The organism is Aureimonas psammosilenae, from assembly GCF_009176975.1.
Taxonomy (GTDB): Bacteria; Pseudomonadota; Alphaproteobacteria; order Rhizobiales; family Rhizobiaceae; genus Plantimonas; species Plantimonas psammosilenae.
Map to the genome: position 1 here is coordinate 198,346 of NZ_WEZG01000007.1, position 22,375 is coordinate 220,720.

Consider the following 22,375-nt stretch of genomic DNA (forward strand, 5'->3'; position numbering starts at 1 on the left):
CGCCCGGCGACGCAGCGTTCAAAGCCGGTTCAGCGTCGCCTCGTCCCGTGTTCCATCGAAGAAGCGATCGATTGCCTCTGCGAAGGGCCGAGGGTCGTCGGCCGCACGCTCGAACAGCGTCATGGAGGAGCGGAACTTCACGTCGTCGGGCGAGCCGAAGATTTCGTGGGCTGATCGCCCCGCCACCGCATTGACGAGTTGGGTACAGTGCATGAGCCGGGGCCCCAGCACCGGATGGCGCGCGAAGGCTTTCGCCTCGTCGAGCGAGCCGATCGCATAGAATTGCGCGATCGAACTGCGGCCGAGACCCGCGATCTGCGGGAAAACGAACCACATCCAATGGCTCGTCTTCCGGCCCCGGCGCAGTTCCTCCATCGCCCCCTCGATCACGGGAGCCTGGGCGTCGAGAAAGCGCGAAAGGTCGAACTCGCTCAAGGGCTCGAAATTTCCGGCAGGGCGGCCGGGGCCACCAGGGCGGGTGGGCGCTCGGCCACCGCCCGCGCTTGTTCGTAGCCGTCGCGCCAGGACATCCAGTCCCCGCTGTCGGCGTCGTGCGGATTGGCGCTACGCGCCATCCCCGCGGCATAGGCGGCAACGCCTTCGGCCAAAGCCTTTTCGCTCATGTGCTTCAGTCTCCCGCGTCCCTGCGACAAAGGCAGCCATGCGGTCGCGTCGGAATTGTGGCCGGGCACGGATGGCACGAGAACCGATTGCTCAGTAAATTCATTAGCCGTCGCAAGGACATGGCGGGCACCCCCGTTCACCCTTCTTTTTGAGCGTGCGAGGTTCCCGTAAGCTTCCGTTGACACGTTGTCGGGAGCCGCTCATACAACTTCCTCCCCGCATCGGAGCCAGAGGCGACCCGACCGTTCTTTCTCGAGGATCGGAAGGGCGAAGCGCCGCGACAAGGACTAGTGCGCCAGTGAGCTTGAATGATTCCGTGAAGACGGTTTGGCCTGCCGGCGGTGGCGAGGCGGGGGCGTTGGTAAGGGCGCTGGACTGGTCTGCGACCTCGCTTGGGGGCCGCCAAAGCTGGCCGGCGCATCTGCGCGGCGCGGTGGATACGGTGGTCAATTCCCTCATCCCGAAAGTGCTGATGTGGGGCCCAGACCATGTCATGGTCTACAACGACAGTTATTCCCGGATTCTCGGCAATTATCACCCTGCCGCCATGGGCGGGCGCGTGGCCGAGGTTCTGAAGGAGCTTTGGGACTTCAACAGGGTGGTCCTTTCCAAAGGGCTGGCGGGGGAGGTCCAGAGCTATCCCGAGCAGCGCATGACCATGCTGCGTCACGGGCAGGCGGAGGAGGTCGTCTTCGATCTTTATTATACCCCGATCCGGGGCGACGACGGCGTGGTGGCCGGCGTTCTTTGCACGGTTCTCGAAACCACGGAAAAGGTGCAGGCCGAGCGCGAGCTCCTGGCCAGCAACGAGCGCTTCCGCGCCGCCATGAACGCGGTGAACGGCGTGCTTTGGACCAACAGCGCCGATGGCCGGATGCTCGGCGAGCAACCGGGTTGGGCGGCGCTCACCGGCCAGACCCGCGAGCAATACGAGAACCACGGCTGGTCCGAGGCCGTGCATCCGGGCGACAGGCAGCGGACCATCGACGCCTGGAACGAGGCGGTCGCCGGCCGATCGATGTTCATCTGCGAACACCGCGTCATTCGCCATGACGGGGTTTGGCGTGACTTCTCCATTCGCGGTGTCCCGACCTTCGGGGAGGACGGCGCCATCGCGGAATGGGTCGGCGTCCATACCGACATCACCGAGCAGCGCACCGCCGAAACCTCGCTCACCGACCACGCGCATCGGCTGGAACGGCAGATCCGCCACCGTGAACGCGCCGAGGAACAGCTTCGCGCCTTGAACGAGTCGCTCGAAAACCGCGTCGTGTCGGCCATTCAGGAGCGACGGCAGGCGGAAGTGGCGCTGGCGCAGGCGCAGAAGCTGGAAACCATCGGCAAGCTGACGGGCGGCGTCGCGCACGATTTCAACAATCTCCTTCAGGTCGTGTCCGGGAACCTGCAGCTTCTGGCCAAGGACATCGCCGGCAACGACCGCGCCGAGCGGCGGGTCGCCAACGCCATGGCCGGCGTGTCGCGCGGCGCCAAGCTCGCTTCCCAGCTTCTCGCCTTCGGCCGCCGTCAGGCGCTGGAGCCCAAGGTCGTCAACGTCACCCGCTTCGTGCGCGGCATGGACGACATGCTGCGCCGCGCCATCGGTGAGGGCATCGAGATCGAGACGGTGATGGGCGGCGGCCTGTGGAACACCTTCATCGATCCGACCCAGATCGAGAACGCCCTCCTGAACCTCGCGATCAACGCGCGCGACGCCATGGACGGCCAGGGCAAGCTGACGGTGGAACTCGGCAACGCGCATCTCGACGACACCTACGCGCGCGCCCACAGCGAGGTGACGCCCGGCCAGTACGTAATGCTCGCCGTGTCCGATACCGGCTGCGGCATGAGCGCCGAGGTGATGGAGAAGGTCTTCGAGCCCTTCTTCTCCACCAAAGCCGAGGGCAAGGGTTCGGGCCTCGGCCTTTCCATGGTCTACGGCTTCGTGAAGCAGTCCGGCGGCCATGTGAAGATCTATTCCGAGGTCGGGCACGGCACCACGATCCGCCTTTACCTGCCGCGCGCGGTGGGGGCCGAGGATGTCGAGGTGCGCTTGTCGAGCGAACCGGTCGTCGGCGGCCAGGAAACGATCCTCGTCGTGGAAGACGACGCGGAAGTGCGCGACACGGTGGTGGAACTCCTCACCGATCTCGGCTACCGCGTTCTGAAGGCGGTGGATGCGCAGTCCGGCCTGTCGGTCGTGGAAAGCGGCATTCCGATCGACCTCCTTTTCACCGACGTGGTGATGCCCGGCACGCTGAAGAGCCCGGAACTGGCGCGAAAGGCCAAGGAGCGCCTGCCGAACGTCGCGGTGCTTTTCACCTCCGGCTATACGGAAAACTCGATCGTCCATGGCGGGCGGCTGGATGCCGGCTTGGAGCTTCTGTCGAAGCCCTATACGCGCGAAGCCCTGGCGCGGAAGGTGCGCCATGTTCTGGCCAACGAGAAGCAGCGCCAAGCCGCCGGCCCCGCGCGATCCGACGCCGCGCCCCTTTCCTCCGCCCGTCCGACGGAGGCCGTTCAGCAGCGATCCTTCACGCCGCGCACGGTGCTTTTCGTGGAAGACGACTCGCTGATCCGCATGAACTCGGCCGACATGCTGCAGGAAGCCGGCCATGTGGTGATCGAGGCGGGAAGCGCCGAGGACGCGCTGGTCGCGCTGGAAGCGGCGCCGATCGAGGTGCTGGTGACGGACGTCAACCTGCCCGGCATGTCCGGTCCGCAGCTTGCCGAGAAGGCGCGCCGCATCCGGCCGGATGTGGCCGTGGTCTTCGCCACCGGCGATCCGAGCGCGCCGGGCCTCGAAGGTGCCGTGATCCTCAGGAAGCCCTATGGCGCTTCGGATCTCGATCGCGTGGTGATCGAAGCCAAGGGGCCTGCGCCCGTCGCCGTCAAGGTTTCCTGAGGGCGAAGGACGCGACGGGAACCGCGAGGGCGAAGTCGCGCCCTTGCGTCTTCCCGCCCGCGACTTGGATGCCGACCAAGCGGCCTTCCTCGTCGAGAAGCGGGCCGCCGGAATAGCCGTGCTCGATCCGGCAGCCGACGGCCAGCGTTCCGTGCGGTCCTTGGCCGAGAACCGGGCAGGGCCGCACCGCCGTCAGCGCGTAAAGGCGGCTTTGGGCAAAGCCCGCCGAGATGAGGCTCGCGCCTTCCTCCAGCCGACCGGGCGCAGGCTCCACGAAGGCGGTTCCTTCGGGCGCCGGTTCTTGGAGCGACAACAGCGCCCAATCGTCGGCGATCGTGTCCGTCGGGGCCTTGGGGTCATAGGCGGGGCCGAGCTTGATCTCGCGCGCGACGGTCTGGAAGGCATAGGCCCCGCGGTCGTAGCCGAGCACGAAATGGATCGATTGCGGCCGCATGAACTGGCCTGTTCCCTTGTTGAACAGACAGTGGGCAGCCGTCACCGCGACCTCGCGCGACAGGAGGATGCCGGTGCAGCGTCCATAGGCGCTGTTGTTGACCTGTCCAATGGCGGTCCAGGGCTTTTCCTTGATGTCGACACGCTCCGGCGCGCCCGCTTCCTGCGCGACGGATGGAGCCGCGAACAGGACGCCGAGAACGGCCGGCAGCAACAGCCGCCGCTTTCGCCCCTTCATGCGGATGGGCGGGCGTCCTTCGCCTGAAAAAGCGCGGAGCCGTCCCGCGCGATCTCCTCGTCGGCAGGCCGAACCCGTCGCGCCGCCTTCGATCCTTCCGCCTCGAAACATTCGCGACCTTTCGCTTGCTCGTCGTGGCGAGCCTCGATCCGCGCGCGGATTGTGCCGAAATGCTGGCCGATTCAACCGGGGAAGACAAGGGTGTCGATCCCGCCTCGCCGCCCAGTTTTTCGCCCCTAACCTTTCGCGCCTCGTGAAGCATGGGCGCGCCGGCCTATGTCCCCTGTCAGGAAACCAAGGGACCGGCGACGCATGGGCGAGATCGAGTGGTGGCGGCGCGGCGTGATCTATCAGGTCTATCCGCGCTCCTTCCAGGATACGGATGGCGATGGCACCGGCGATCTCAACGGCATCCGGCACCGTCTCGGCTATCTCGACGAACTTGGCGTCGACGCCCTTTGGATTTCGCCGATCTATCCCTCGCCCATGGCCGATTTCGGCTATGACGTCGCCGATTATTGCGACGTCGATCCCTTGTTTGGGAGCCTTCGCGAATTCGATGCGCTCGTGGAAGACGCGCATCGGCGCGGTATGCGCGTCATCCTCGACTTCGTGCCGAACCACACTTCCGACCGCCATCCCTGGTTCCGCGAGGCCCGGCAGGGTCGGAAGTCGCGCAAGCGCGATTGGTACATCTGGCGCGACCCGAAGGCGGACGGCTCGGCCCCGAACAACTGGCTGTCGAATTTCGGCGGCAGCGCCTGGGAATACGACGAGGCGAGCGGGCAATATTACTACCACGCCTTTCTGAAGGAGCAGCCGGATCTCAACTGGCGCAACGCCGAAGTTCGCGCCGCCATGTACGATGCCTTACGCTTCTGGTTGCGGCGCGGCGTCGATGGCTTCCGGGTCGACGTGCTTTGGCATCTCGTGAAGGATGCCGCCTTCACCGACAATCCGCCGAACCCCGCTTGGCGCAAAGGAATGCCGGAGATCGACCGCCTGCTCCAGACCCATTCCACCGACCAGGACGAGGTGCACGAGGTCGTCGCCGAGATGCGCAGCGTCCTGTCCGAGTTCGGCGAGGATCGCCTGCTGATCGGTGAGATCTATCTGCCGGTGGAGCGTCTCGTTTCCTATTACGGCAAGGCGGGGGAGGGGGCGCAGCTTCCCTTCAACTTCCAGCTCATCCATGCCGCCTGGAACGCGCCCAATCTGGCGCGGCTGATCGAGACCTACGAGAGGGCGCTTCCCGCGAACGGCTGGCCGAACTGGGTGCTCGGCAATCATGACCAGAAGCGCATCGCGAGCCGTGTCGGCGAGCCGCAAGCCCGCGTCGCGGCCATGCTTCTCCTGACATTGCGCGGCACGCCGACGCTCTACTACGGCGACGAAATCGGCTTGACGCAGGTGGCGATCCCGCCCGATGGCGTTCGCGATCCGTGGGAGCGCAACGAGCCGGGGCTCGGCTTCGGGCGCGATCCCCAGCGCACGCCCATGCAATGGGATGCAAGCCCGAATGCCGGCTTCACGGCCGGGCTTCCATGGCTTCCCCTGTCGGAGGATCGCGAAAGCCGCAATGCGGAGGCCATGCGCGATGACCCGTCCTCGCTTCTGGCGCTTTACCGGCGGCTGATCGCACTGCGCCGCCGATGGACGGCGCTTCATCTCGGCGCCTTTCGTCTCCTTCGCGGCGAAGGCGATGTCCTCGTTTTCGAACGCGTCCACGAAAGCGAGCGCCTGCTCGTCGCCCTGAATCTCGGCCACGAGCCGACGTCGGTGGATCTCGGCTCCTTCGTCGGCGGCACGGTGCTCCTGTCGACGCGTTTCGGGCGGCCGTCCGAGCGCTTGGGGCCTGTTCTGGAACTCGATCCCGACGAAGGCGTGGTGGTCGCGCGCGGTCGCACTGTCGCGGGCGGGCGCGATTTCTGAATGCTCAGGGAACCGATCGTCCCTTCGCATGTTCGAGGGGCGATTCCCTGTCCGCCCACCAATCGGAACCATCGTCGATGACCGTTCGATACAAGCTCGGCTGCGAGCTTTCCTATGAGATCAAGAGCCTGACCGTCTTCATCTTCAACCTGGAGGTGGCGAAACTCGCCCGGCACATCGACCTCGTCGAGACGCTGACGATCGATCCGGTTCGCCCGATCCGCACCTATACGGTTCCCGATATCCGCAACCGCTACTTCAGCCTGGAAGCGCAGGCCGGGCCTCTGGAAATCCGCTACGAGGCGGAAGTGACGCTCGACGTCCACCGCGCCGATCCGGCGACGGTACGCGAAACGCCGGTGGCGGAACTGCCGCTCGACATCATGCCCTTTCTTCTGCCCTCGCGCTTCGTGTCCTCCGATCGCCTCGCCGCCTATGCGCAGCGCGAATTCGGGCATCTGGACCAAGGCCATTCGCGCGTCACCGCGATCTGCAACTGGCTCTACGACAATATCGAATACCGCCGCGGTTCATCGAACGGCGAAACCACGGCGGACGAGAGCCTGCTTCTCAGGGCCGGCGTTTGCCGCGACTTCGCCCATCTCGGCATCGCCTTCTGCCGCGCGCTCAACATCCCGGCGCGTTTCGTGAGTTGCTATGCCTACGGGCTGGAGCCGAGCGACTTCCATGCCGTGTTCGAGGCCTATCTCGACGGGCGCTGGTGGCTCTTCGACGGCACGCGGCAGGCCAATCTCGACGGGCTCGTGCGCATCGGCGTCGGGCGCGATGCCGCCGAGATCGCCTTCGCCTCGCCCTTCGGCGAGATGCAGCCGGGGCCGGTCCGCATCACCATCCAGCATGCCGACGGCTCGCCCGAAGCGCCCGGCCGCACCGTGGACGCGATCTCCACCGAAGAGCCCGCCCCTCACGCGGGGGCGAACTGAAGCGTCAGGCGAGTTCGAACGTCGTCACCTCGAAGCGCGACAGAATGGTGGGGCCGAAGCTCGTGGAAAGGGCGACGTCGGTGGCGTCGCGGCCCGTCGCCATCAGGATGCGGCCGATGCGCGGAAAGTTGTGGCGCGCGTCGAACGTATACCATCGGCCGCTGAGATAGACTTCGAACCACGCGCTGAAATCCATCGGCGAGGGGACGGGCGGGATGCCGATATCGCCGAGATAGCCGGTGCAGTAGCGCGCCGGAATGTTCATGCAGCGGCAGAGTGTGATGGCGAGATGCGCGAAATCCCGGCAAACGCCCGTTCTGTCCGTGTAGCCGCCGAAGGCCGAGCGGGTGGAATCGGCGTTCTGGTAGTTGAAGGCGATCTGGTTGTGGGTGAAGTCGCAGATCGCCTGCACCCGGCCCCAGCCCGGCGCGGTGTGGCCGAACAGAGACCACGCGATCGTCGCGAGCTTGTCGGTGTCGCAGTAGCGGCTGCCAAGGAGATAAACCAGAACCTCGTCCGGCAAGTCCTGGATCTCGTGCTGGACGGCGTCCCAGGCGACGATATCGGGCTGACCGGAATCGTAGATGTCGAAGGTGGTGGAGATGTTGATGAGGCCGGGCGGCGCGACGATGCGCGTGCAGGCGTTGCCGAAGCCGTCGACATAGTCCCAGGCCTCCACCGGCTGGTCGAATCGGAGGACTTGTTCCGACAGGAGATCGATCCGCCGGGACGGATGGACGTTGAGAACCAGCAGCATCGGTGTCGGCTGGCTGCATTCGTATCCAAGGGTGAAACCGGCGTGGATCTTCATGGCGGCCCCAAATCCTCGAACGAAATGCCTTCTATGTCATCATTTGGCATTACTGCTCAGAAATCCAGCCCTTTTGAACCCTATCCTTCGGCAAACGTGCGTTCGGCCTGCTTGGGCAGGAGCAGCGGGGCCACATCCTGGGTCGTCACGTTGACCTGAACCACCATGCCGAGATCGTCCGACGCCTCGCCGAAATAGCTGCCCGACAGGGGGATGGCTTGGCGCGGGTCGCGCGTCACGGCCACGCGGATGAGGTCGCGGCTGCCGACGATGCCGTTGGTCGGATCGAACTCCACCCAGCCCGCGCCCGGAATGAAGACCTCGCACCAGGCATGAGTGGCGCCGCCGCCCAGCACCTGCGATCCGTCGCGGTCGGGTACGTAGATATAGCCGGTGACGAACCGTGCCGCGAAGCCGAGCGAGCGCACCGCCTCCATCATGAACAACGCGAAGTCGCGGCACGTGCCCCGCCGCGTATGGAGGGTCTGGAGCGGGGGCTGCGTGCCCGCTTCCAGGCGGCGCGAATAGGAAAAGCTTTCGCGTATCGCGTAGCAGAGCGTCATGAGGAGGGAGCCGGTATTGGTGCGCTTTCCCTTCGCCACGAACTGGCGCGCCCATTGGCCGACCTCGTCCTTCGGGTCGGGGTAATGGCGGGCGATGAGGCGGGCGAGATCCTCGGCCTCGTCCTCGCCATAGGCGAAGGGGTAGGTGAGGGCCTTGCGGTCGGCGCGAAAGTCGGGCGCGGCCTGCGGGGAATGATCGACCTGGATGCGGGTCTCGAAGCGCAGTTCCCTGGACTTGCCGCCGGGGCGCACCACGGCGACGCAATTGCCGAAGACGTCGTGCAGCCATTGAACGCTTTTGGGCTTCGGCTCCACCTCGAGGACGGTTTCGATCAAGCGCTGGTCGTAGCTGTCGCGCGGCCGGAACATCAGGCGATGCTCGCCGAAGGCAACCGGGCGCGCATAGCGATAAAGGGTCGTGTGACGCACGGAAAAGACTGTCATCGAATGGTCTGATCGCTCGGAAGGAAGTCAGCCGTTGAGGAGCTGGTGACGAAGAACGCTTGGCCTCCTACGGGGCAGGGCCGCCGCGCGGGAACAAAGTCTCCTCGCCGATGCTTTCTCGGGCCTAGCCGAGCGAGAGGAGCAGCGCCAGTGCCGGACGAAAGCAAGCTGAAGAAGGCCAGCGACGCGTTGAGCGCGCAAGGCCAGCAGGACGAGCTGAAGAAGCCTGAGGAACTCGACGTGGTGGGCTCGGCGAAGGGGCAGCATCCGCAGGCGAGCGCGGCTGAGGTCAAGAACCGCGATCCGAAGGCCTCCTGAAGTTCAGGCCACTACCCCGGCGATGGCCTCGGCCGGCATCGGTCGGCCGAGCAGGAATCCTTGCGCCGCCGGAATGCCGAGGCGTTTCAGGACATCGAGTTCCGCCTGCTTCTCCACACCCTCCGCCACCACGCGACAGGCCACTTGTCCGGCAAAACCCATGAGAGCGGTCGCGAGCGCGAGCTTCATCGGGTCGAGGTGGATGTCGCGAACGATATCGCGATCGAGCTTCATGATGTCGGGGCGGATCGCCAGCACATGGCGCAGGCTGGCATAGCCGGCACCCACATCGTCGATGGCGATGCGGATGCCTTCCGCCCTCATGCAGGCGAATTCCGCGACGAGCGGCGCGTAGTCGCGGACCTTGTCGTGCTCGGTCAGTTCGATCACGATCCGCCGTGTCGGAAGGCCGGCGAAGGTTTTGTGGAAACGGCTGTCGAGGATCGTCTCCGGCGATGCGTTCACCCCGAGCGACAGATCGGGAATGGCCCAAAGAGGGGCGAAGGCTTCGAGCGCGTTGCGGATCGCCTGGAGTTCCAGATCGACCTGAAGCCCAACTTCGGCGGCCTCGGCGAACCATTCGTCTGGAGGTCGCCGGGGCTCCATGGAAAAACGTGCCAGCGCTTCCACCCCGATCGGGCGCATCGGCTCCAGGTCGAAGATGGGCTGGAACACGATCGACGGCTTGCCGGAGGCGATCACGGAGACGATGCGCTCGCGCTTCTCCGTGCGGCTGCGATCCATTTTCCGGGTGCGCTCGATGCGCCGGGCGGTCAGTTCGGCGAAGGTGCGCATCATGCGCAGATCGCCCATGTCGAGCGACGGTGCAGGCTCGTGGCTGAAGCAGCAGAAGGTGCCGTAAAGGCTGCCGTCCGATAAGCGGATCGGAACGCTGAGATGGGCGCCGATGGGAAGCTCGGCGGTGACGGGAAGGGTTGCGGTTTCCGGCACGCGGCTCGTGTCGCGGATCAATTGGGGAAGGCGGCCGTCCACGATGCGCTGGCAGTAGCTTTCTTCCAGCGGCGTGCCCTCGCCGGCGGAGAAGGGCGATGCGGCTTCGCTTTCGATATGGCGGAAGATCCGGCGCGATCCGACGAACTCGCCGACAAAGGCGACATCCATTCCCAGATTGGCTCTTACCGTCCTGAGAATATCGCCGACATCGCCGAGAATTTCGGATTGCTCCCCCGCTTCCTCCTCCGGTTTGCGCACGTTCCGAATGTCCATCCCTACGCACCGGCGCGACTCCCATCGTTGGCCGGTTTGACCTTTCATAGGAACGAATGGTTTTCTCCAAAAAGTAAAGATCGCCACCTGGCCTTTCCGACTGGCCGGCACGCCATTCGGGCAGCGACGGGACTGACGACCAAGCCTTTGGCCGCGCCGGTGCCGGGAATGCGAGGTCGCCTATGCGTGCAAATGCCACGCATCTTTGGCGACTTTCAGTGAAAACGGGGAACCGATGTCGGCCGAGGACAACTTTCCCTTCCGCTCGCTATGACGCATAGACGGAGCAGATCGTTGAAACCCGAGCGAACCGAAGGCGCGATGTCCGACAACGATAAATATACGAACGAGAAGCACGGCACGTTCACCCCGATCGGGGTGATCCTCGTGATCGCGGTCTGCGTGCTCGTGGCGATCTTCGTCTTCACGTGGAGAAGCGGCGGCTATGCGCCGCCATCGGCTCCCACATCGGCGCCCGCCGCGACGGGAACGGGCGAGCCCAATCCGAACCAGCTCGCGCCAGCGCCTGTCCCCGGACAATCTCCGACGGCACCTTGACGATCAGGCTCGGGGGCCGGGCAGCAGTCCGTCCCCCGGAGCTTGAAGGTCAGTCCTTGGCGCGTTCCACATAGGAGCCGTCTTCCGTCATGATGACGATGCGCGTTCCGGCCGAGATATGCGGGGGAACGGTGGTGCGTACGCCGTTGGACAGGATCGCCGGCTTGTAGGAGGAGGAGGCCGTCTGGCCCTTCGTCACCGGCTCGGTTTCCGCCACCTCGAAGGTGACGCGCTGCGGCAGGACGATGGTGAGCGGCACGCCGTTGTGCTGGGAAACCTGAACCGCCATGCCTTCCTGAAGGTACGGGGCCTGGTCGCCGACCACATCCGGGGGAACCGCGACCTGATCGAAGGTCTCGGGGTTCATGAAGTGGAAGCCTTCGTCGTCGGAATAAAGGAAGGTGTGCTCGCGGTCTTCCACGAAGGCGCGCTCGACCTGTTCGGTGGTGCGGTAGCGGTCGGAAACCTTCACGCCGTCCGAGATGCGGCGCATGTCGAGCTGGGTGACGGGCGTGCCCTTGCCGGGATGGATGTTCTCGGCGAACAGGATCACGTAGAGCTTGCCGTCCTCGCGTTCGACGACGTTGCCTTTGCGGAGCGAACTGGCAATAACTTTGACCACGGGCGAGCGACCTTCGATAAGCGGCCGGCATCGCGCGCCGGCATCCGATTGGGTTGGGCACGCCCTATAGCATCTTGCGCGCCGCCGCCAGTCGGTCGCCTTTTCGCGAGTTCATCAAGGTTTCATGACGCAAGCTTCGCCCTGGTGGACGCCCCATGTCCATGCCGACCGCCGTCCGCGCCTTCTCGCCCGCAACCGCATCGCTCGCGCCTTTCGCGACTGGTTCGAAGCGCGCGACTTCGTGGAGGTGACGACCGCCTGCCTCCAGGTCTCGCCCGGCAACGAGGCGCATCTGTCGGCTTTCTCGACGGAAATGATCGCTCCAGGCGGCCGCCGCCACCCGTTCCATCTCCACACCTCGCCGGAATTTGCCTGCAAGAAGCTTCTGGCGGCCGGCGAACCGCGCATCTTCAGCCTCGGCCCGGTCTGGCGAAACCGCGAGCGCGGGGCCTTGCACCATCCCGAATTCACCATGCTGGAATGGTACCGCGCGGGGGAGTCCTACGAGAGCCTGATGCGGGACGCCGCCGATCTCGTGGCGCTGGCCGCCGAACGGGCGGGAGCGAAGCGTTTCTCCTTCCGGGGCCGCGAAGCCGACCCCTTTGCCGAGCCTGAGCGCCTGTCGGTGGCCGAAGCCTTCCACCGCTTCGCCGGCATCGATCTTCTCCAAACCGTTTTCCCCACCGGCGAAACCGACCGCGAGGGCCTTCACGCGGCACTCGCGCAAGCCGGCCTTCGCACCGCGTCCGACGACACATGGGCCGATCTCGTCAGTCGCGTCATGGTGGAGCGCATCGAGCCCAATCTCGGGGAAGGGCGCGCGACGATCCTCTGCGAATACCCCATTCCCGAAGCGGCGCTCGCGCGGCCGAAGGCCGGCGACGGGCGGGTGGCCGAGCGCTTCGAACTTTATCTCTGCGGCGTCGAACTCGCCAACGCCTTTGGCGAACTCACCGACCCGGCCGAGCAGCGGCGGCGCTTCGAAGCGGAGATGGACGAGAAGGAGCGCGTCTATGGCGAGCGCTATCCGCTGGACGAGGACTTCCTGCGAGCGCTCCACGCCATGCCGGAAGCCTCAGGCATCGCCCTTGGCTTCGACCGGCTCGCCATGCTCGCCACCGGCGCGCGCCGGATCGAGGACGTTCTCTGGACGCCGGTCGCGGACCCCGAAGGCTAACGCCCCGCGACGAAGCCGAGGAAGTTGGATAGCTCGCGCATCCGCCGCTCGGGCTCCGTCACTTCCCGGTCGAGGCCGAGCATCCAGAGAAGGTCCTTGCGGTCGGGTTCGCGGCCGAGAGCCTCGATCCGGTCCGCATGGGTCGCGGCGTCCTTTTCGTTCTCCACGAGACCCGTTTCGACGATCTCCTCCGCTTGCCGGCGGATGGAGGCGGCGATCTCTTGAAGCGTCAGTTCGGGGTGATACTGGACGCCCCAGAACAGGCCTTCGCCGCGCCGCATCTCGACGGCCTGGACAAAGGTGGTGCGCGCCTCAGCCAGAACCACCGCCCCCTGCGGCAGTTCGGCGGTTTCGTCGAAATGCATGGCCGGCGCGTCCCAGGCGATGGGGCGCTCGCGCAGCATCGGATGGTCGCGGCCGGCATCGGTCGCCACGATCCCGCGCGTGAAGCCGGCCGCCATGCGCGGCTCGCGCTTCTTCACGCGCCCGCCAAGGGCTGCCACCGCGATCTGCAACCCGGCGCAGGAGCCGAAGACCGGCAGGCCCGCATCGAGCACCGCCAGCATGGCGGCCTTTGCGCTCCGGGTCTCGGGACTGGAGGATGCCATCTCGATGGGTGAGCCGGAAAAGAACGCCGCGTCGAAGCCCGCCAGTTCTGCCGGCGAGGGCAGGGGCGTGCCGTCGACACAGGAGACCGACCGGCAAGAACAGTCCGGGTCCAACTCCCGCAGCGTGTCGGCATAGGTCTCGTCGGAAGCGGCTCCGACGCTTTGCCGGCGCGCTTCGCGCTCGTCCGGCGTTTCGCTGGCGACGATGAGATAGCGGTGGGTCAAGGGAGAAACCGGTTGGGAAGGTTAGCCGCTACATAAGGTGCCGTCGCCTCGGACAGATGCGCCCCTTCGTCACGTTGCGGCGATCCTTTCGTGAGCGTCGCCCCCGCATCCTCGTTGCCTTCCCCGCTCCTCCGCCGCCATAATGGACGCTCGTGAGGGGCAATGACGCAATTCGATCTGATCGTCTTCGACTGCGACGGGGTGCTCGTGGATTCCGAGCTTCTCGCCCGGCAGGCGCTTCTGTCGGTGTTTCGCGACGGCGGCATCGAGATCGACGCCGATCTGGCGCGGGCGGCGGTCGGCATGAAGTTCGCCGACGTCCTCGCTCTCATCGAAACGCGGACGGGCCTCATGCTCGATCCCGCCCGCCACGGCAACCTTTGGCCGGAAACGGAGAAGCTCTTCGCGCGCCATCTCCGGGCGATGCCGGGTATCTTCCCCTTTCTCGATCGGGTCGCTGCCGTGCCGCGCTGCGTCGCCTCTTCCTCGCAGCACCTCCGCATCCGGCGCAGCCTCGAACTGACCGGGCTTGCCGAGAGGTTTGCGCCTGACGCGATCTTCTCCTCGCAGGACGTTTCGCGCGGCAAGCCCGCACCCGATCTTTTCCTTCTTGCGGCCGCCAGGATGGGTGCCGACCCTCGGCGCTGCCTCGTGATCGAGGACACGCGCTTCGGCATCCTCGGCGCGAAAGCCGCCGGCATGGCCGCTTTCGGCTTTCTCGGCGGCGCGCACCTTCGCGGCGACGCGGGCGAAGCGCTGGTGGAGGCCGGCGCGGACTTTCTGGCGGGGGACTGGGCCGCTGTGGCGCACCGTCTCGGGCTCGGGGGCTCGTGATGTGGGACGAGAGCGACCGTCAGGCCCCGACGCTCAGCGACGTGGCGCGCCATGCCGGGGTAAGCCTTGCCACCGCCGACCGCGTGGTGAACCGGCGTCCGGGCGTCCGGGCCTCCACCGTCGAGCGGGTCGAAGCGGCCGTCCGAACCCTCGGCTTCGTGCGCCATGCGGGCGCCGCAGCGCTCGCCCGGCGGGCCGGCTTTCGCGCCGTGGCGATCCTGCCGAGCGGCGCCAATCCCTTCGTCGCCCGTCTCGCCGAGGAACTGACCGAGGCGGCGCGCAACGAAGGACAACGCCGTCTCGATCTCCAGCTCGTGGAAACGAACGGTTTTTCCGCCGCGGGTCTCGCCGAAACCATCCTGGCGGCGAGTGAAGGCGCGGACGGCGCCATCGTCATGGGGCTGGACGATCCGGCAGTCGCGGCCGGCATCGACGCGCTCGCCGCGCGTGGAACACCGGTGGTGACGCTCGTGTCCGACGTGCCGGGATCGAACCGCCAGCGCTATGTCGGGATCGACAACCGCGCGGCGGGGCGTGTCGCGGCCTCGCTTCTCGGCCGTTTTTCCGGGCCGGCGGCGCGCCGCGTCCTCGTGGTTCTCGGCTCCCTCACTTTGCGCGATCACCGCGACCGCCTGGACGGCTTTCGCGAAGCGCTGGCCGGGCGTTTCCCCGCGCTTTCGATCCTCGATGTCGTAGAAGGGCAGGACGACGCGGCGCGGATGCGGCAGATGCTGGAAAAAGCTTTCACGCAAGCCGGCCCGCCCGACGCGATCTATAGCGCGGGGGCCGGCGTTTCCGGCCTTGCCGGTGCGTTGACAGGCTTCGACGCACGGCCCGTCGTCGTCGCGCATGAATTGACCAGTGAAACCCGGCCCCTGGTGGAGGCTGGCATTCTGGACGCCCTGATCGTTCAGGACCCCGGCCACGAAGCGCGCTCGGCGGTGCGCCTCCTGATGTCGGCCCTGACAGGGGGCACAGTCTTCGAGGACCAGGAGCGCATCCGCATCGAGATCATCCTCAACGACAATTTGCCTCGCTAAGCGATACGCTTAACCTTTCTTTCACGGACGGAGTTGCGTTCGGGATCGTGTCTGAGGTACGTATCTCAGAAATGACGCATCGCATGGGGGAGACGACGATGTCGAACGGGTTCTTCGGGCTGGATTCCAGGATCGCCTTCGAAGGCGAAGAAAGCCGCAACCCGCTCGCCTTCCGCTTCTACGACAAGGACCGGACCGTCATGGGCCGGCGGATGGAAGATCACCTCCGCTTCGCCATCTGCTACTGGCATTCCTTCACCTGGCCGGGCGGCGATCCCTTCGGCGGCGAGACCTTCATCCGGCCCTGGATGCAGCCGGGCGATCCGCTCGCCCAGGCGAAAGCCAAGGCGGAAGTCGCCTTCGAGCTGTTCGAACTTCTGGACGCGCCCTTCTTCACCTTCCACGATGCCGACGTTTCGCCGGAAGGCGCGACCTTGAGCGATTCCATCCGCAACCTCAACGAGATCGCCGATCTCTTCGAGACCAAGATGGAAAGCGCCAAGGTGCGCCTCCTTTGGGGCACGGCGAATCTCTTCTCGCATCGCCGCTACATGGCGGGCGCAGCCACCAATCCGGACCCGGAAGTCTTCGCCTATGCCGTCGGCCAGGTGAAGGCGGCGCTCGACGTGACGCATCGCCTGAAGGGCGAGAACTACGTCTGCTGGGGTGGGCGCGAGGGCTACGAGACGCTTCTCAACACCGACATGAAGCGCGAGCTGGACCAGCTCGGCCGCTTCCTGTCCATGCTGGTGGACTACAAGCACAAGATCGGCTTCACAGGCCCGATCCTGATCGAGCCGAAGCCCAAGGAGCCGACGAAGCATCAATACGACTTCGACACGGCGACCGTGTTCGGCTTCCTTCAGAAGTACGGCCTGGAAAAGGACGTGAAGCTCAATCTGGAGCAGAACCACGCGATCCTCGCCGGCCATTCCTTCGACCATGAGGTGAAGCTCGCCTATGCGAACGACCTCTTCGGCTCGCTCGACATCAATCGCGGCGACGATCTTCTCGGCTGGGACACGGACCAGTTCGCGATGGACGTGAAGGAGATGACGCTCGTCTTCCACGAGATGCTGAAGCATGGCGGCTTCACCACGGGCGGGCTCAACTTCGACGCCAAGATCCGGCGCCAGTCGATCGACCCACAGGATCTGGTGATCGCCCATGTGGCGTCCATGGATGCCTGCGCGAGGGCGCTTCTCGCCGCCGAGCGGATGCTGGCGGACAAGGCGCTGGAAGCGCCGCTTGCCGAGCGCTACGCTGGCTGGGACAAGCCGGAATACAAGGCTATTCTCGCCGGAGAGAAGAGCCTCGAGGAGGTCGCAGAGCTGGGGACCAAGCTGCAGCCGCAGCCGCGTTCGGGCCGGCAGGAACTCCTCGAAGGCATCGTCAACCGGTACGTTTGAGATCCTGCCCGCCGCGCGCGGGCAACGGGGCAAGGCCGGGGATGCGGGGCGAGGAGGCTCCGCTCCGGCGCGAATGGGAGGTTTTAAGTTCATGAAGCTTCATCAGGTTCTGATGGCGGGCGCGGCGCTGGCGATCGGTCTTGCCGGATCGGCGGCGCTCGCCCAGGAAAAGACCGCGATCGGCGTCGCCATGCCTGACAAGACGGTGGCGCGCTGGATCGACGACGGCAACAACATCGTCAAGCAGTTGCAGGACAAGGGCTATGCGCCCGACCTGCAATATGCCGACGACGACATCCCGACGCAGGTCTCGCAGATCGAGAACATGGTTACCAAGGGCGCCAAGGTGCTCGTGGTCGCCGCGATCGACGGCACGACCCTGTCGGACATCCTCGCCCAGGCGCACGACAAGGGGATCAAGGTCATCTCCTACGATCGCCTGATCCGCGACACTGCGAACATCGACTACTACGCCACCTTCGACAACTTCCAGGTCGGCGTCATCCAGGGCACCTCCATCGAGCAGTCGCTTGGGCTGAAAGACGGCAAGGGTCCGTTCAACATCGAACTCTTCGGCGGTTCGCCGGACGATAACAACGCCTTCTTCTTCTACAACGGCGCGCTCAGCGTGCTTCAGCCCTATATCGACTCGGGCAAGCTCGTGGTCGCTTCCAGCCAGACCGGCATGGACAAGGTCGGCACGCTGCGCTGGGATGCGGCGACCGCCCAGTCGCGCATGGATAACATCCTGTCGGCCTTCTACACAGGCAAGCATGTCGACGCGGTGCTCGCGCCGAACGACGTCATCGCGCGCGGCGTGATCTCCTCGCTGAAGGGCGTCGGCTACGGATCGGGCGATCTGAAGATGCCGGTGATCACGGGTCAGGACGCCGAAGCGCCGTCGATCAAGTCGATCATCGCGGGCGAGCAGACCTCCACCGTGTTCAAGGACACGCGCGATCTCGCCAAGGTCACCGTCGACATGGTGGACGCCATGGCCGCCGGCAAGGAAGTCACGGTGAACGACACCAAGAGCTACAACAACGGCGTGAAGGTCGTGCCGTCCTATCTGTTGAAGCCTGTTCTCGTGACCAAGGACAACTATCAGCAGGTGCTGATCGACAGCGGCTACTACAAGGCCGATCAGCTCAAGTAAGCGAACTTTTTTCGAAAAGGGCGGTCCCGGGTTTCCGGGGCCGCCCTCAGTGCATTCGACGGGTCACCGAGCCGACCCGATCTGCGCGGACACGAGCTGCGACAGGTTCGCCAACATCTCGCGCCCGGTCTCGTCGAGCCCGTCGCGAGGCACGAAATCCACCACGCAGACCGCGCCGACGGCTTGTCCGGTCGCCGGATGGAAAAGCGGCGCGCCGGCATAGAAGCGCAGGCCCGACTCGCCCTGCGTCAGCGGGTTGTTCATGAAGCGCTTGTCGGCCGCCAGATCCCCGACCACGAGCGGCTCCTGTCCCATCACGGTATGGGAGCAGAAGGTGATCTTGCGGGGCAGGGTGTTGATGTCCGTGCCGTGCCGCCCGATCAACTGCGCCGTTTCCTCGCCGAGCAGGGACACGAAGCCGATCGGTGCGTCGAGAAGCTTGGCGGCCGAGGCCGCGATGGCATCGAGCTTTTCCACCTTCACCTTGCAAAGCTGCAGGATCGTGCTCGCGGCTTCCGCGCGTTCACGCTCGGCCCCGTCGTCGAGCCGGTCGGGCGCCGTGACGAGCGATGTCTCGGACACGATCCTGTTGCGCCCCATGCGCTTGGCCTCGTAGAGGAGCCGGTCGGCGTCTACCACGAGTTGCGCGGCCGCGCCGCGGCCGACCCGCTGCTCACCCAGCTCGATCGTGGCATGGCCGATGCTGACCGTCACGACCCCGCCATTGGCCGGGTTGCCGCTATGGGGGATGTTCAGGGCCATCACCGCCAAACGCACGGCCTCGGCGATCTGCGTCGCAGCGGCCGCATCCGCTCCCGGCAGCAGGACCGCCAGCTCCTCCCCACCGTAACGGGCCGCCACGGCATCCGCACCCGTCGGCACGCTCCTGATCGCCTCGCAAACTCGGCGCAGGCATTCGTCGCCGGCCGGATGGCCGTAATGATCGTTGAAGAGCTTGAAGCGGTCGAGATCCATCAGGATGAGCGAAAGGGGAGACCCCGCGCGGTCGGACCGGCATTCCAGCGCCAGCGCCTCGTCGAACCGCCGGCGGTTGGCGAGCCCGGTGAGGCCGTCCGTATTGGCGAGATGGGACAGTTCGCGATGCGCGGCGACGAGCTTGGCTTCCGCTTCCTTGCGGCGCGAAACGTCCCGGAGGACGACGATGAAGACATGGTCCCGCGCGACATAGCTGTAGCGGCCTTCCACCCAGACGTCGTGCCCGGCCGCGTGTCGCAGGCGATAAACGGCCTCCGCATCGTCCCGCCCCTGCCGGGCCTTCGCGACGATGCCCGCCACGGTCGGGAAATCCTCCGGGTGGATCAGATCGCGCGTCGACTTGCCGACGAGATCCTCCGGCGCGAGACCCACCAGGGCGCGGCTGGCGGGGGACACGTATTCGCGCACGAGGTTCTCGTCGATGCGCATGATCAGATCGGTGGCGTTGTCGGCCAGAAGCCGGAAGCGCTTTTCGCTCTGGCGAACGCTCCGCTCGGCCGCCTTGCGGCGACGCAACTCGCTGCGCATGGAAAAGGCGATGGCGAGCGCCGCGAGACTGAGAAGCGCGAGAGCGATGCCGACCCATGTCGCGAGGCGGTTCCACAAGGCGAAGATGCCGCGATCCGACAGGGCGACGTCGAGAATGAGCGGCAACTCGCCGACGCGGGTGAACGTGTAGAGACGCGGCACGGCGTCGACCGCCGAGATCCCCGTGAACGACCCGCTGCCCTCGGCCATGAAGCGCCGCACGTTCGGGGTGGCCGAGAAGTCCTTGCCCATCGCGTCCGCCACGAAAGGTTGGCGCGTGATCATCACGCCGTCGGTGGAGAAGATGTTCAGGGCGTCGTGTTCCTTCAGCCGCGTTCCCGCAAAGAGGTCCTGAAAGAGCGCGAGCCGCACCGTGCCGACGACAACCCCCGCGAAGGAGCCGTCCGGGCCATTCAAACGGTGGGACAATGCGATGACTTCGTCGCTTCCCGTCACCCGGCGGCGAAAGGGATGGCTGACATTCAGCTTCGAGTCCGAGGCGCGCTGGGCCGCCCGGAAATAATCGCGGTCGGCCAGATTGCCCTTGCGCGGCGGAAAGCTGTCCCGGTCGCGCAGGATATCGCCGTTCTGGTCGAGAACGAGAAGGCTGGTGAAATAGGGATCGGCGGTTGAGCCCTCGAACAGGATCTCCTGCTGCATCTGCGGCGACAGGGCCTTGAAGGTCGGGGACGTCGTGAGACTCGTGACGCGCCGCAAGGTCGCGTCGTAGGTGAGCAGATTGCTTTCGATATCCCGCGACAGGATCGTCAGGAGATTGCGCGCGCCGTCATTGGCCTGTTTCCAGGCATCGTCGCGAAGCTCCAGAAGGGTCAGGGCGGAGATGCCGCAAAAGGAGGCGAGAACCGTCGCGAGGACGATCCATCGCAGAACCGCGTTCTCCAAGGCCTTCTTCAGGCGTGCGGCTCCAAGGAGCCGGAACGGAAGGTCCGGAGCCCAAGAAGGCGCGCCGATCGTATCACTCATGCCGAAACGAACCTTCCGGCATCGCAGAGCTGCCCATGCCCGGCCCCTCTTCGCATTTCATTGACCCCCGCATCCGCTTCGAGAAGCGTTATCGCCGGCGCGAATGCCGGCGGGAGAGCGAGGACCGCCCGACCATAGGGCGATGCCTCCTAAGAAAGCGTATGAGTGCCGGAAGCTCGCGCGAGCGAGCGGAGATCAGGCGGTGCCGGAGGTTTCCTCGTCGTTTCCGCTTTCGGCGTTGTCGAAGTCGATGGTCTCGAGGACCTCTTCCGCATCGTCGCGAATCTCGTCCAGGAACTCGATCGCGTCATCGAAATTGTCGCCGCCCTGAGCGGCCAGCATCGCAAGCTGGATGGTCATGATGCTGGCGACGTCGTTGAGTTCCAGCCCTTCGAAAAGCTTCCCGATCTCGGTCGCGATCCGATCTTTTTCCTCGTTGCTGATCATGGGATCGCTCCTTTCGTTTGGTGCCGTCGTCATGCGGTCGCCGACCCTATCTAGGCAGGCGAGGGGAGTTGGAGAGGGGGCCCCGATCCTCAACCGCGCCGGAAGAGCGAGGTCAAGCGGGAAACCGGGTCGGACATGCGGTTGACCACGACGAGACGCCGCACTTCGCCGCGCCGGAAGGCGGCGAGGAAGCGGTTGTAGTCCTTGAACGACACGCAGCCGTTCGAGTCGCCGCGCTTGCCGAGCATGTAGGTGTGGGCGAGGAGGCCGACGCGGTTGAAGATCCGACGCTCGCCGCCGACCGGGTTGAGGCGGATGGCCTGGACGCCGTGAAACAGGCTTTCGCGTAAAGTCAGGTCGTAGACATGGGGCGGCGTCGCGCCGCGCATCTTCTGATGCACGAAGCGCGGATCGTCGCGCAAGGAACCGAGGCCCGAATGGGCTTCCAGGCGCTCGCCGTTCGGCATGAAGACGGTGGCCGCGCTGATGTCGTAGACGGCGACGCCGTTGCCGGGCCGCGCGGACGAGAAAAGACCGCCGGAAAGACCGGACTTCTCGTTGTCGTCGCGCCCCGCATCCGGCCGCGCATAGGCCAGCGCCTGCGCCGGCGGCAGAACGCGTTCGGGCGCCGACAAGCGGATGGGCGTCGAGCGGCGATAAAAGGGGCGGGCGCTCGGGGTGGGCACGAGCGCGGCTTCCAGCGCTTCCTCGGCGCTTGTCGGCGCGGCGATGGAGGGCGCCTCGACGCTATGGGCTTCGAGCGTGCGGATGGCAGGCTCCGGCACCGGCAGACTTGGAACGGGGGCCGAGGCGGCGGCGACTTCCAGCGGCGCTTCCTGCCGCGCCTTGGCGAAGACGTTCATGGCGAAGCCCGCGTCGCTGCGGCTTTCGAAGGCGGTCGCATCGCCGACATGCGCCGCCGCCAGGAGATGGGCCGGCAGGTCGATCCGGTCGGCCTTCTGTGCCGTTTCGACCGGCGGTCGCGCGATGGGCACGGGTACCCGGCGCGCGAGGCGGGCGGTGGTGGGAACGGGCGCTTCGGGCGTCATCACTCGCGACGGCGCTTCGCGGCGCACCGCGTTGGAGGCGGAAACGGGCGGCGCGGCGCGGCGGGCGGCGGGGATCGGCAGAACGCCCATGCCAAGCGCCACGACCAGCAGCCCGCAGGCTAGCCCTGCGCCGATCGCCGGTTTGGAGCGCAGGGAGGAAAAGCCGACGATGTCCGTGGCTCCAACCGATGGGAGCGTCGCGCCGATATGTGTCATGGGCGAGCGAAGTCCTGCAAGTGAGCGGGACGCCGCGCCGCGCGACGTTCAAGTCGCGTGATTGGTTGCC

General features: G+C 65.9%; 21 protein-coding genes. 10 read left to right on the top strand and 11 right to left on the bottom strand.

The features are described 5' to 3' along the window. Window positions 1–18: 18 nt before the first annotated feature. Both F9929_RS14545 and F9929_RS14550 read right to left on the bottom strand, forming a co-directional pair. Window positions 19–435 (bottom strand): DUF1810 domain-containing protein, encoded by a 417-nt coding sequence (locus F9929_RS14545; protein ID WP_152047303.1) that lies wholly within the window; start codon window positions 433–435, stop codon window positions 19–21. After that, on the bottom strand, window positions 432–623 hold the full coding sequence (locus F9929_RS14550) for a hypothetical protein (RefSeq protein ID WP_152047304.1): 192 nt from the start codon (window positions 621–623) through the stop codon (window positions 432–434). The genes F9929_RS14545 and F9929_RS14550 overlap by 4 nt, the downstream gene beginning before the upstream one ends. A gap of 317 nt (window positions 624–940) precedes the next feature. Here F9929_RS14550 and F9929_RS14555 point away from each other — a divergent pair, with 317 nt between their 5' ends. Then, entirely contained in the window at window positions 941–3,526 is a 2,586-nt protein-coding gene (locus tag F9929_RS14555) for a response regulator (protein ID WP_235919321.1), read from the top strand. On the opposite strand, the gene F9929_RS14560 is transcribed toward F9929_RS14555, so the two are convergent. Continuing rightward, window positions 3,513–4,217 (bottom strand): trypsin-like serine peptidase, encoded by a 705-nt coding sequence (locus F9929_RS14560; protein WP_193227769.1) that lies wholly within the window; start codon window positions 4,215–4,217, stop codon window positions 3,513–3,515. The genes F9929_RS14555 and F9929_RS14560 overlap by 14 nt on opposite strands. 312 nt (window positions 4,218–4,529) lie before the next feature. Between F9929_RS14560 and F9929_RS14565 the strand changes: the two genes are divergently transcribed. Together F9929_RS14565 and F9929_RS14570 are read left to right on the top strand one after the other, a co-directional pair. Further along, window positions 4,530–6,149 (top strand): alpha-amylase family glycosyl hydrolase, encoded by a 1,620-nt coding sequence (locus tag F9929_RS14565; RefSeq protein WP_152047306.1) that lies wholly within the window; start codon window positions 4,530–4,532, stop codon window positions 6,147–6,149. 77 nt (window positions 6,150–6,226) lie between these two features. Further along, window positions 6,227–7,093, top strand: a complete 867-nt coding sequence (locus tag F9929_RS14570) for a transglutaminase-like domain-containing protein (RefSeq protein ID WP_152047307.1) — start codon at window positions 6,227–6,229, stop codon at window positions 7,091–7,093. Window positions 7,094–7,097: 4 nt separating this feature from the next. Here the strand turns inward: F9929_RS14570 and F9929_RS14575 are convergent, their stop codons facing one another. Next, a complete protein-coding gene (locus tag F9929_RS14575) occupies window positions 7,098–7,904 on the bottom strand; it encodes a transglutaminase-like domain-containing protein (protein WP_152047308.1) in 807 nt (268 codons plus the stop codon). Window positions 7,905–7,984: 80 nt separating this feature from the next. Further along, window positions 7,985–8,911 carry a transglutaminase family protein gene (locus tag F9929_RS14580; RefSeq protein WP_152047309.1) on the bottom strand — a complete coding sequence of 309 codons (927 nt, stop codon included), beginning with the start codon at window positions 8,909–8,911 and terminating at the stop codon, window positions 7,985–7,987. A 150-nt stretch (window positions 8,912–9,061) separates the two neighbouring features. Between F9929_RS14580 and F9929_RS24055 the strand changes: the two genes are divergently transcribed. After that, a complete protein-coding gene (locus F9929_RS24055) occupies window positions 9,062–9,229 on the top strand; it encodes a hypothetical protein (protein ID WP_193227770.1) in 168 nt (55 codons plus the stop codon). Window positions 9,230–9,232: 3 nt separating this feature from the next. On the opposite strand, the gene F9929_RS14585 is transcribed toward F9929_RS24055, so the two are convergent. After that, window positions 9,233–10,456 (bottom strand): sensor domain-containing phosphodiesterase, encoded by a 1,224-nt coding sequence (locus F9929_RS14585; RefSeq protein WP_193227771.1) that lies wholly within the window; start codon window positions 10,454–10,456, stop codon window positions 9,233–9,235. A 321-nt stretch (window positions 10,457–10,777) separates the two neighbouring features. Here F9929_RS14585 and F9929_RS14590 point away from each other — a divergent pair, with 321 nt between their 5' ends. Continuing rightward, window positions 10,778–11,014: a hypothetical protein gene (locus F9929_RS14590; RefSeq protein ID WP_152047311.1), complete on the top strand. Its 237-nt coding sequence runs from the start codon at window positions 10,778–10,780 to the stop codon at window positions 11,012–11,014. Window positions 11,015–11,063: 49 nt separating this feature from the next. Here F9929_RS14590 and efp read toward each other — a convergent pair whose 3' ends face one another. Beyond that, on the bottom strand, window positions 11,064–11,636 hold the full coding sequence (efp, locus tag F9929_RS14595; RefSeq protein ID WP_152047312.1) for an elongation factor P: 573 nt from the start codon (window positions 11,634–11,636) through the stop codon (window positions 11,064–11,066). A 124-nt stretch (window positions 11,637–11,760) separates the two neighbouring features. Between efp and epmA the strand changes: the two genes are divergently transcribed. Further along, window positions 11,761–12,813: an EF-P lysine aminoacylase EpmA gene (epmA, locus tag F9929_RS14600; RefSeq protein WP_152047313.1), complete on the top strand. Its 1,053-nt coding sequence runs from the start codon at window positions 11,761–11,763 to the stop codon at window positions 12,811–12,813. On the opposite strand, the gene F9929_RS14605 is transcribed toward epmA, so the two are convergent. Next, on the bottom strand, window positions 12,810–13,646 hold the full coding sequence (locus F9929_RS14605; protein WP_152047314.1) for a glutamine amidotransferase-related protein: 837 nt from the start codon (window positions 13,644–13,646) through the stop codon (window positions 12,810–12,812). The genes epmA and F9929_RS14605 overlap by 4 nt on opposite strands. A gap of 162 nt (window positions 13,647–13,808) precedes the next feature. Between F9929_RS14605 and F9929_RS14610 the strand changes: the two genes are divergently transcribed. The 4 genes from F9929_RS14610 (at window position 13,809) to chvE (ending at window position 18,085) form a co-directional block, all read left to right on the top strand. Then, complete coding sequence (locus F9929_RS14610) at window positions 13,809–14,480, top strand: HAD family hydrolase (RefSeq protein WP_152047315.1); 672 nt, start codon at window positions 13,809–13,811, stop codon at window positions 14,478–14,480. Further along, window positions 14,480–15,520 (top strand): LacI family DNA-binding transcriptional regulator, encoded by a 1,041-nt coding sequence (locus tag F9929_RS14615; protein WP_152047316.1) that lies wholly within the window; start codon window positions 14,480–14,482, stop codon window positions 15,518–15,520. The genes F9929_RS14610 and F9929_RS14615 overlap by 1 nt, the downstream gene beginning before the upstream one ends. Before the next feature lie 98 nt (window positions 15,521–15,618). Beyond that, window positions 15,619–16,929, top strand: coding sequence for a xylose isomerase (gene xylA, locus F9929_RS14620; RefSeq protein ID WP_152047317.1), 1,311 nt, complete (start codon window positions 15,619–15,621; stop codon window positions 16,927–16,929). A gap of 91 nt (window positions 16,930–17,020) precedes the next feature. Continuing rightward, window positions 17,021–18,085, top strand: a complete 1,065-nt coding sequence (gene chvE / locus F9929_RS14625; RefSeq protein ID WP_152047318.1) for a multiple monosaccharide ABC transporter substrate-binding protein — start codon at window positions 17,021–17,023, stop codon at window positions 18,083–18,085. Window positions 18,086–18,148: 63 nt separating this feature from the next. Here the strand turns inward: chvE and F9929_RS14630 are convergent, their stop codons facing one another. The 3 genes from F9929_RS14630 to F9929_RS14640 form a co-directional block, all read right to left on the bottom strand. Further along, entirely contained in the window at window positions 18,149–20,593 is a 2,445-nt protein-coding gene (locus F9929_RS14630; protein WP_152047319.1) for a diguanylate cyclase, read from the bottom strand. A gap of 195 nt (window positions 20,594–20,788) precedes the next feature. Then, on the bottom strand, window positions 20,789–21,040 hold the full coding sequence (locus tag F9929_RS14635) for a hypothetical protein (RefSeq protein WP_152047320.1): 252 nt from the start codon (window positions 21,038–21,040) through the stop codon (window positions 20,789–20,791). Window positions 21,041–21,129: 89 nt separating this feature from the next. Beyond that, entirely contained in the window at window positions 21,130–22,305 is a 1,176-nt protein-coding gene (locus F9929_RS14640; RefSeq protein ID WP_152047321.1) for a tlde1 domain-containing protein, read from the bottom strand. Window positions 22,306–22,375 lie beyond the last annotated feature (70 nt).

Coding starts and splice junctions, on each gene's coding strand:
- F9929_RS14550 (WP_152047304.1), bottom strand. CDS start 623: ATGAGCGAAAAGGCTTTGGCCGAAGGCGTTGCCGCCTATGCCGCGGGG.
- F9929_RS14560 (WP_193227769.1), bottom strand. CDS start 4,217: ATGAAGGGGCGAAAGCGGCGGCTGTTGCTGCCGGCCGTTCTCGGCGTC.
- F9929_RS14565 (WP_152047306.1), top strand. CDS start 4,530: ATGGGCGAGATCGAGTGGTGGCGGCGCGGCGTGATCTATCAGGTCTAT.
- F9929_RS14570 (WP_152047307.1), top strand. CDS start 6,227: ATGACCGTTCGATACAAGCTCGGCTGCGAGCTTTCCTATGAGATCAAG.
- F9929_RS14575 (WP_152047308.1), bottom strand. CDS start 7,904: ATGAAGATCCACGCCGGTTTCACCCTTGGATACGAATGCAGCCAGCCG.
- F9929_RS14580 (WP_152047309.1), bottom strand. CDS start 8,911: ATGACAGTCTTTTCCGTGCGTCACACGACCCTTTATCGCTATGCGCGC.
- F9929_RS14585 (WP_193227771.1), bottom strand. CDS start 10,456: ATGGACATTCGGAACGTGCGCAAACCGGAGGAGGAAGCGGGGGAGCAA.
- F9929_RS14590 (WP_152047311.1), top strand. CDS start 10,778: ATGTCCGACAACGATAAATATACGAACGAGAAGCACGGCACGTTCACC.
- epmA (WP_152047313.1), top strand. CDS start 11,761: ATGACGCAAGCTTCGCCCTGGTGGACGCCCCATGTCCATGCCGACCGC.
- F9929_RS14610 (WP_152047315.1), top strand. CDS start 13,809: ATGACGCAATTCGATCTGATCGTCTTCGACTGCGACGGGGTGCTCGTG.
- F9929_RS14615 (WP_152047316.1), top strand. CDS start 14,480: ATGTGGGACGAGAGCGACCGTCAGGCCCCGACGCTCAGCGACGTGGCG.
- xylA (WP_152047317.1), top strand. CDS start 15,619: ATGTCGAACGGGTTCTTCGGGCTGGATTCCAGGATCGCCTTCGAAGGC.
- chvE (WP_152047318.1), top strand. CDS start 17,021: ATGAAGCTTCATCAGGTTCTGATGGCGGGCGCGGCGCTGGCGATCGGT.
- F9929_RS14630 (WP_152047319.1), bottom strand. CDS start 20,593: ATGAGTGATACGATCGGCGCGCCTTCTTGGGCTCCGGACCTTCCGTTC.
- F9929_RS14635 (WP_152047320.1), bottom strand. CDS start 21,040: ATGATCAGCAACGAGGAAAAAGATCGGATCGCGACCGAGATCGGGAAG.
- F9929_RS14640 (WP_152047321.1), bottom strand. CDS start 22,305: ATGACACATATCGGCGCGACGCTCCCATCGGTTGGAGCCACGGACATC.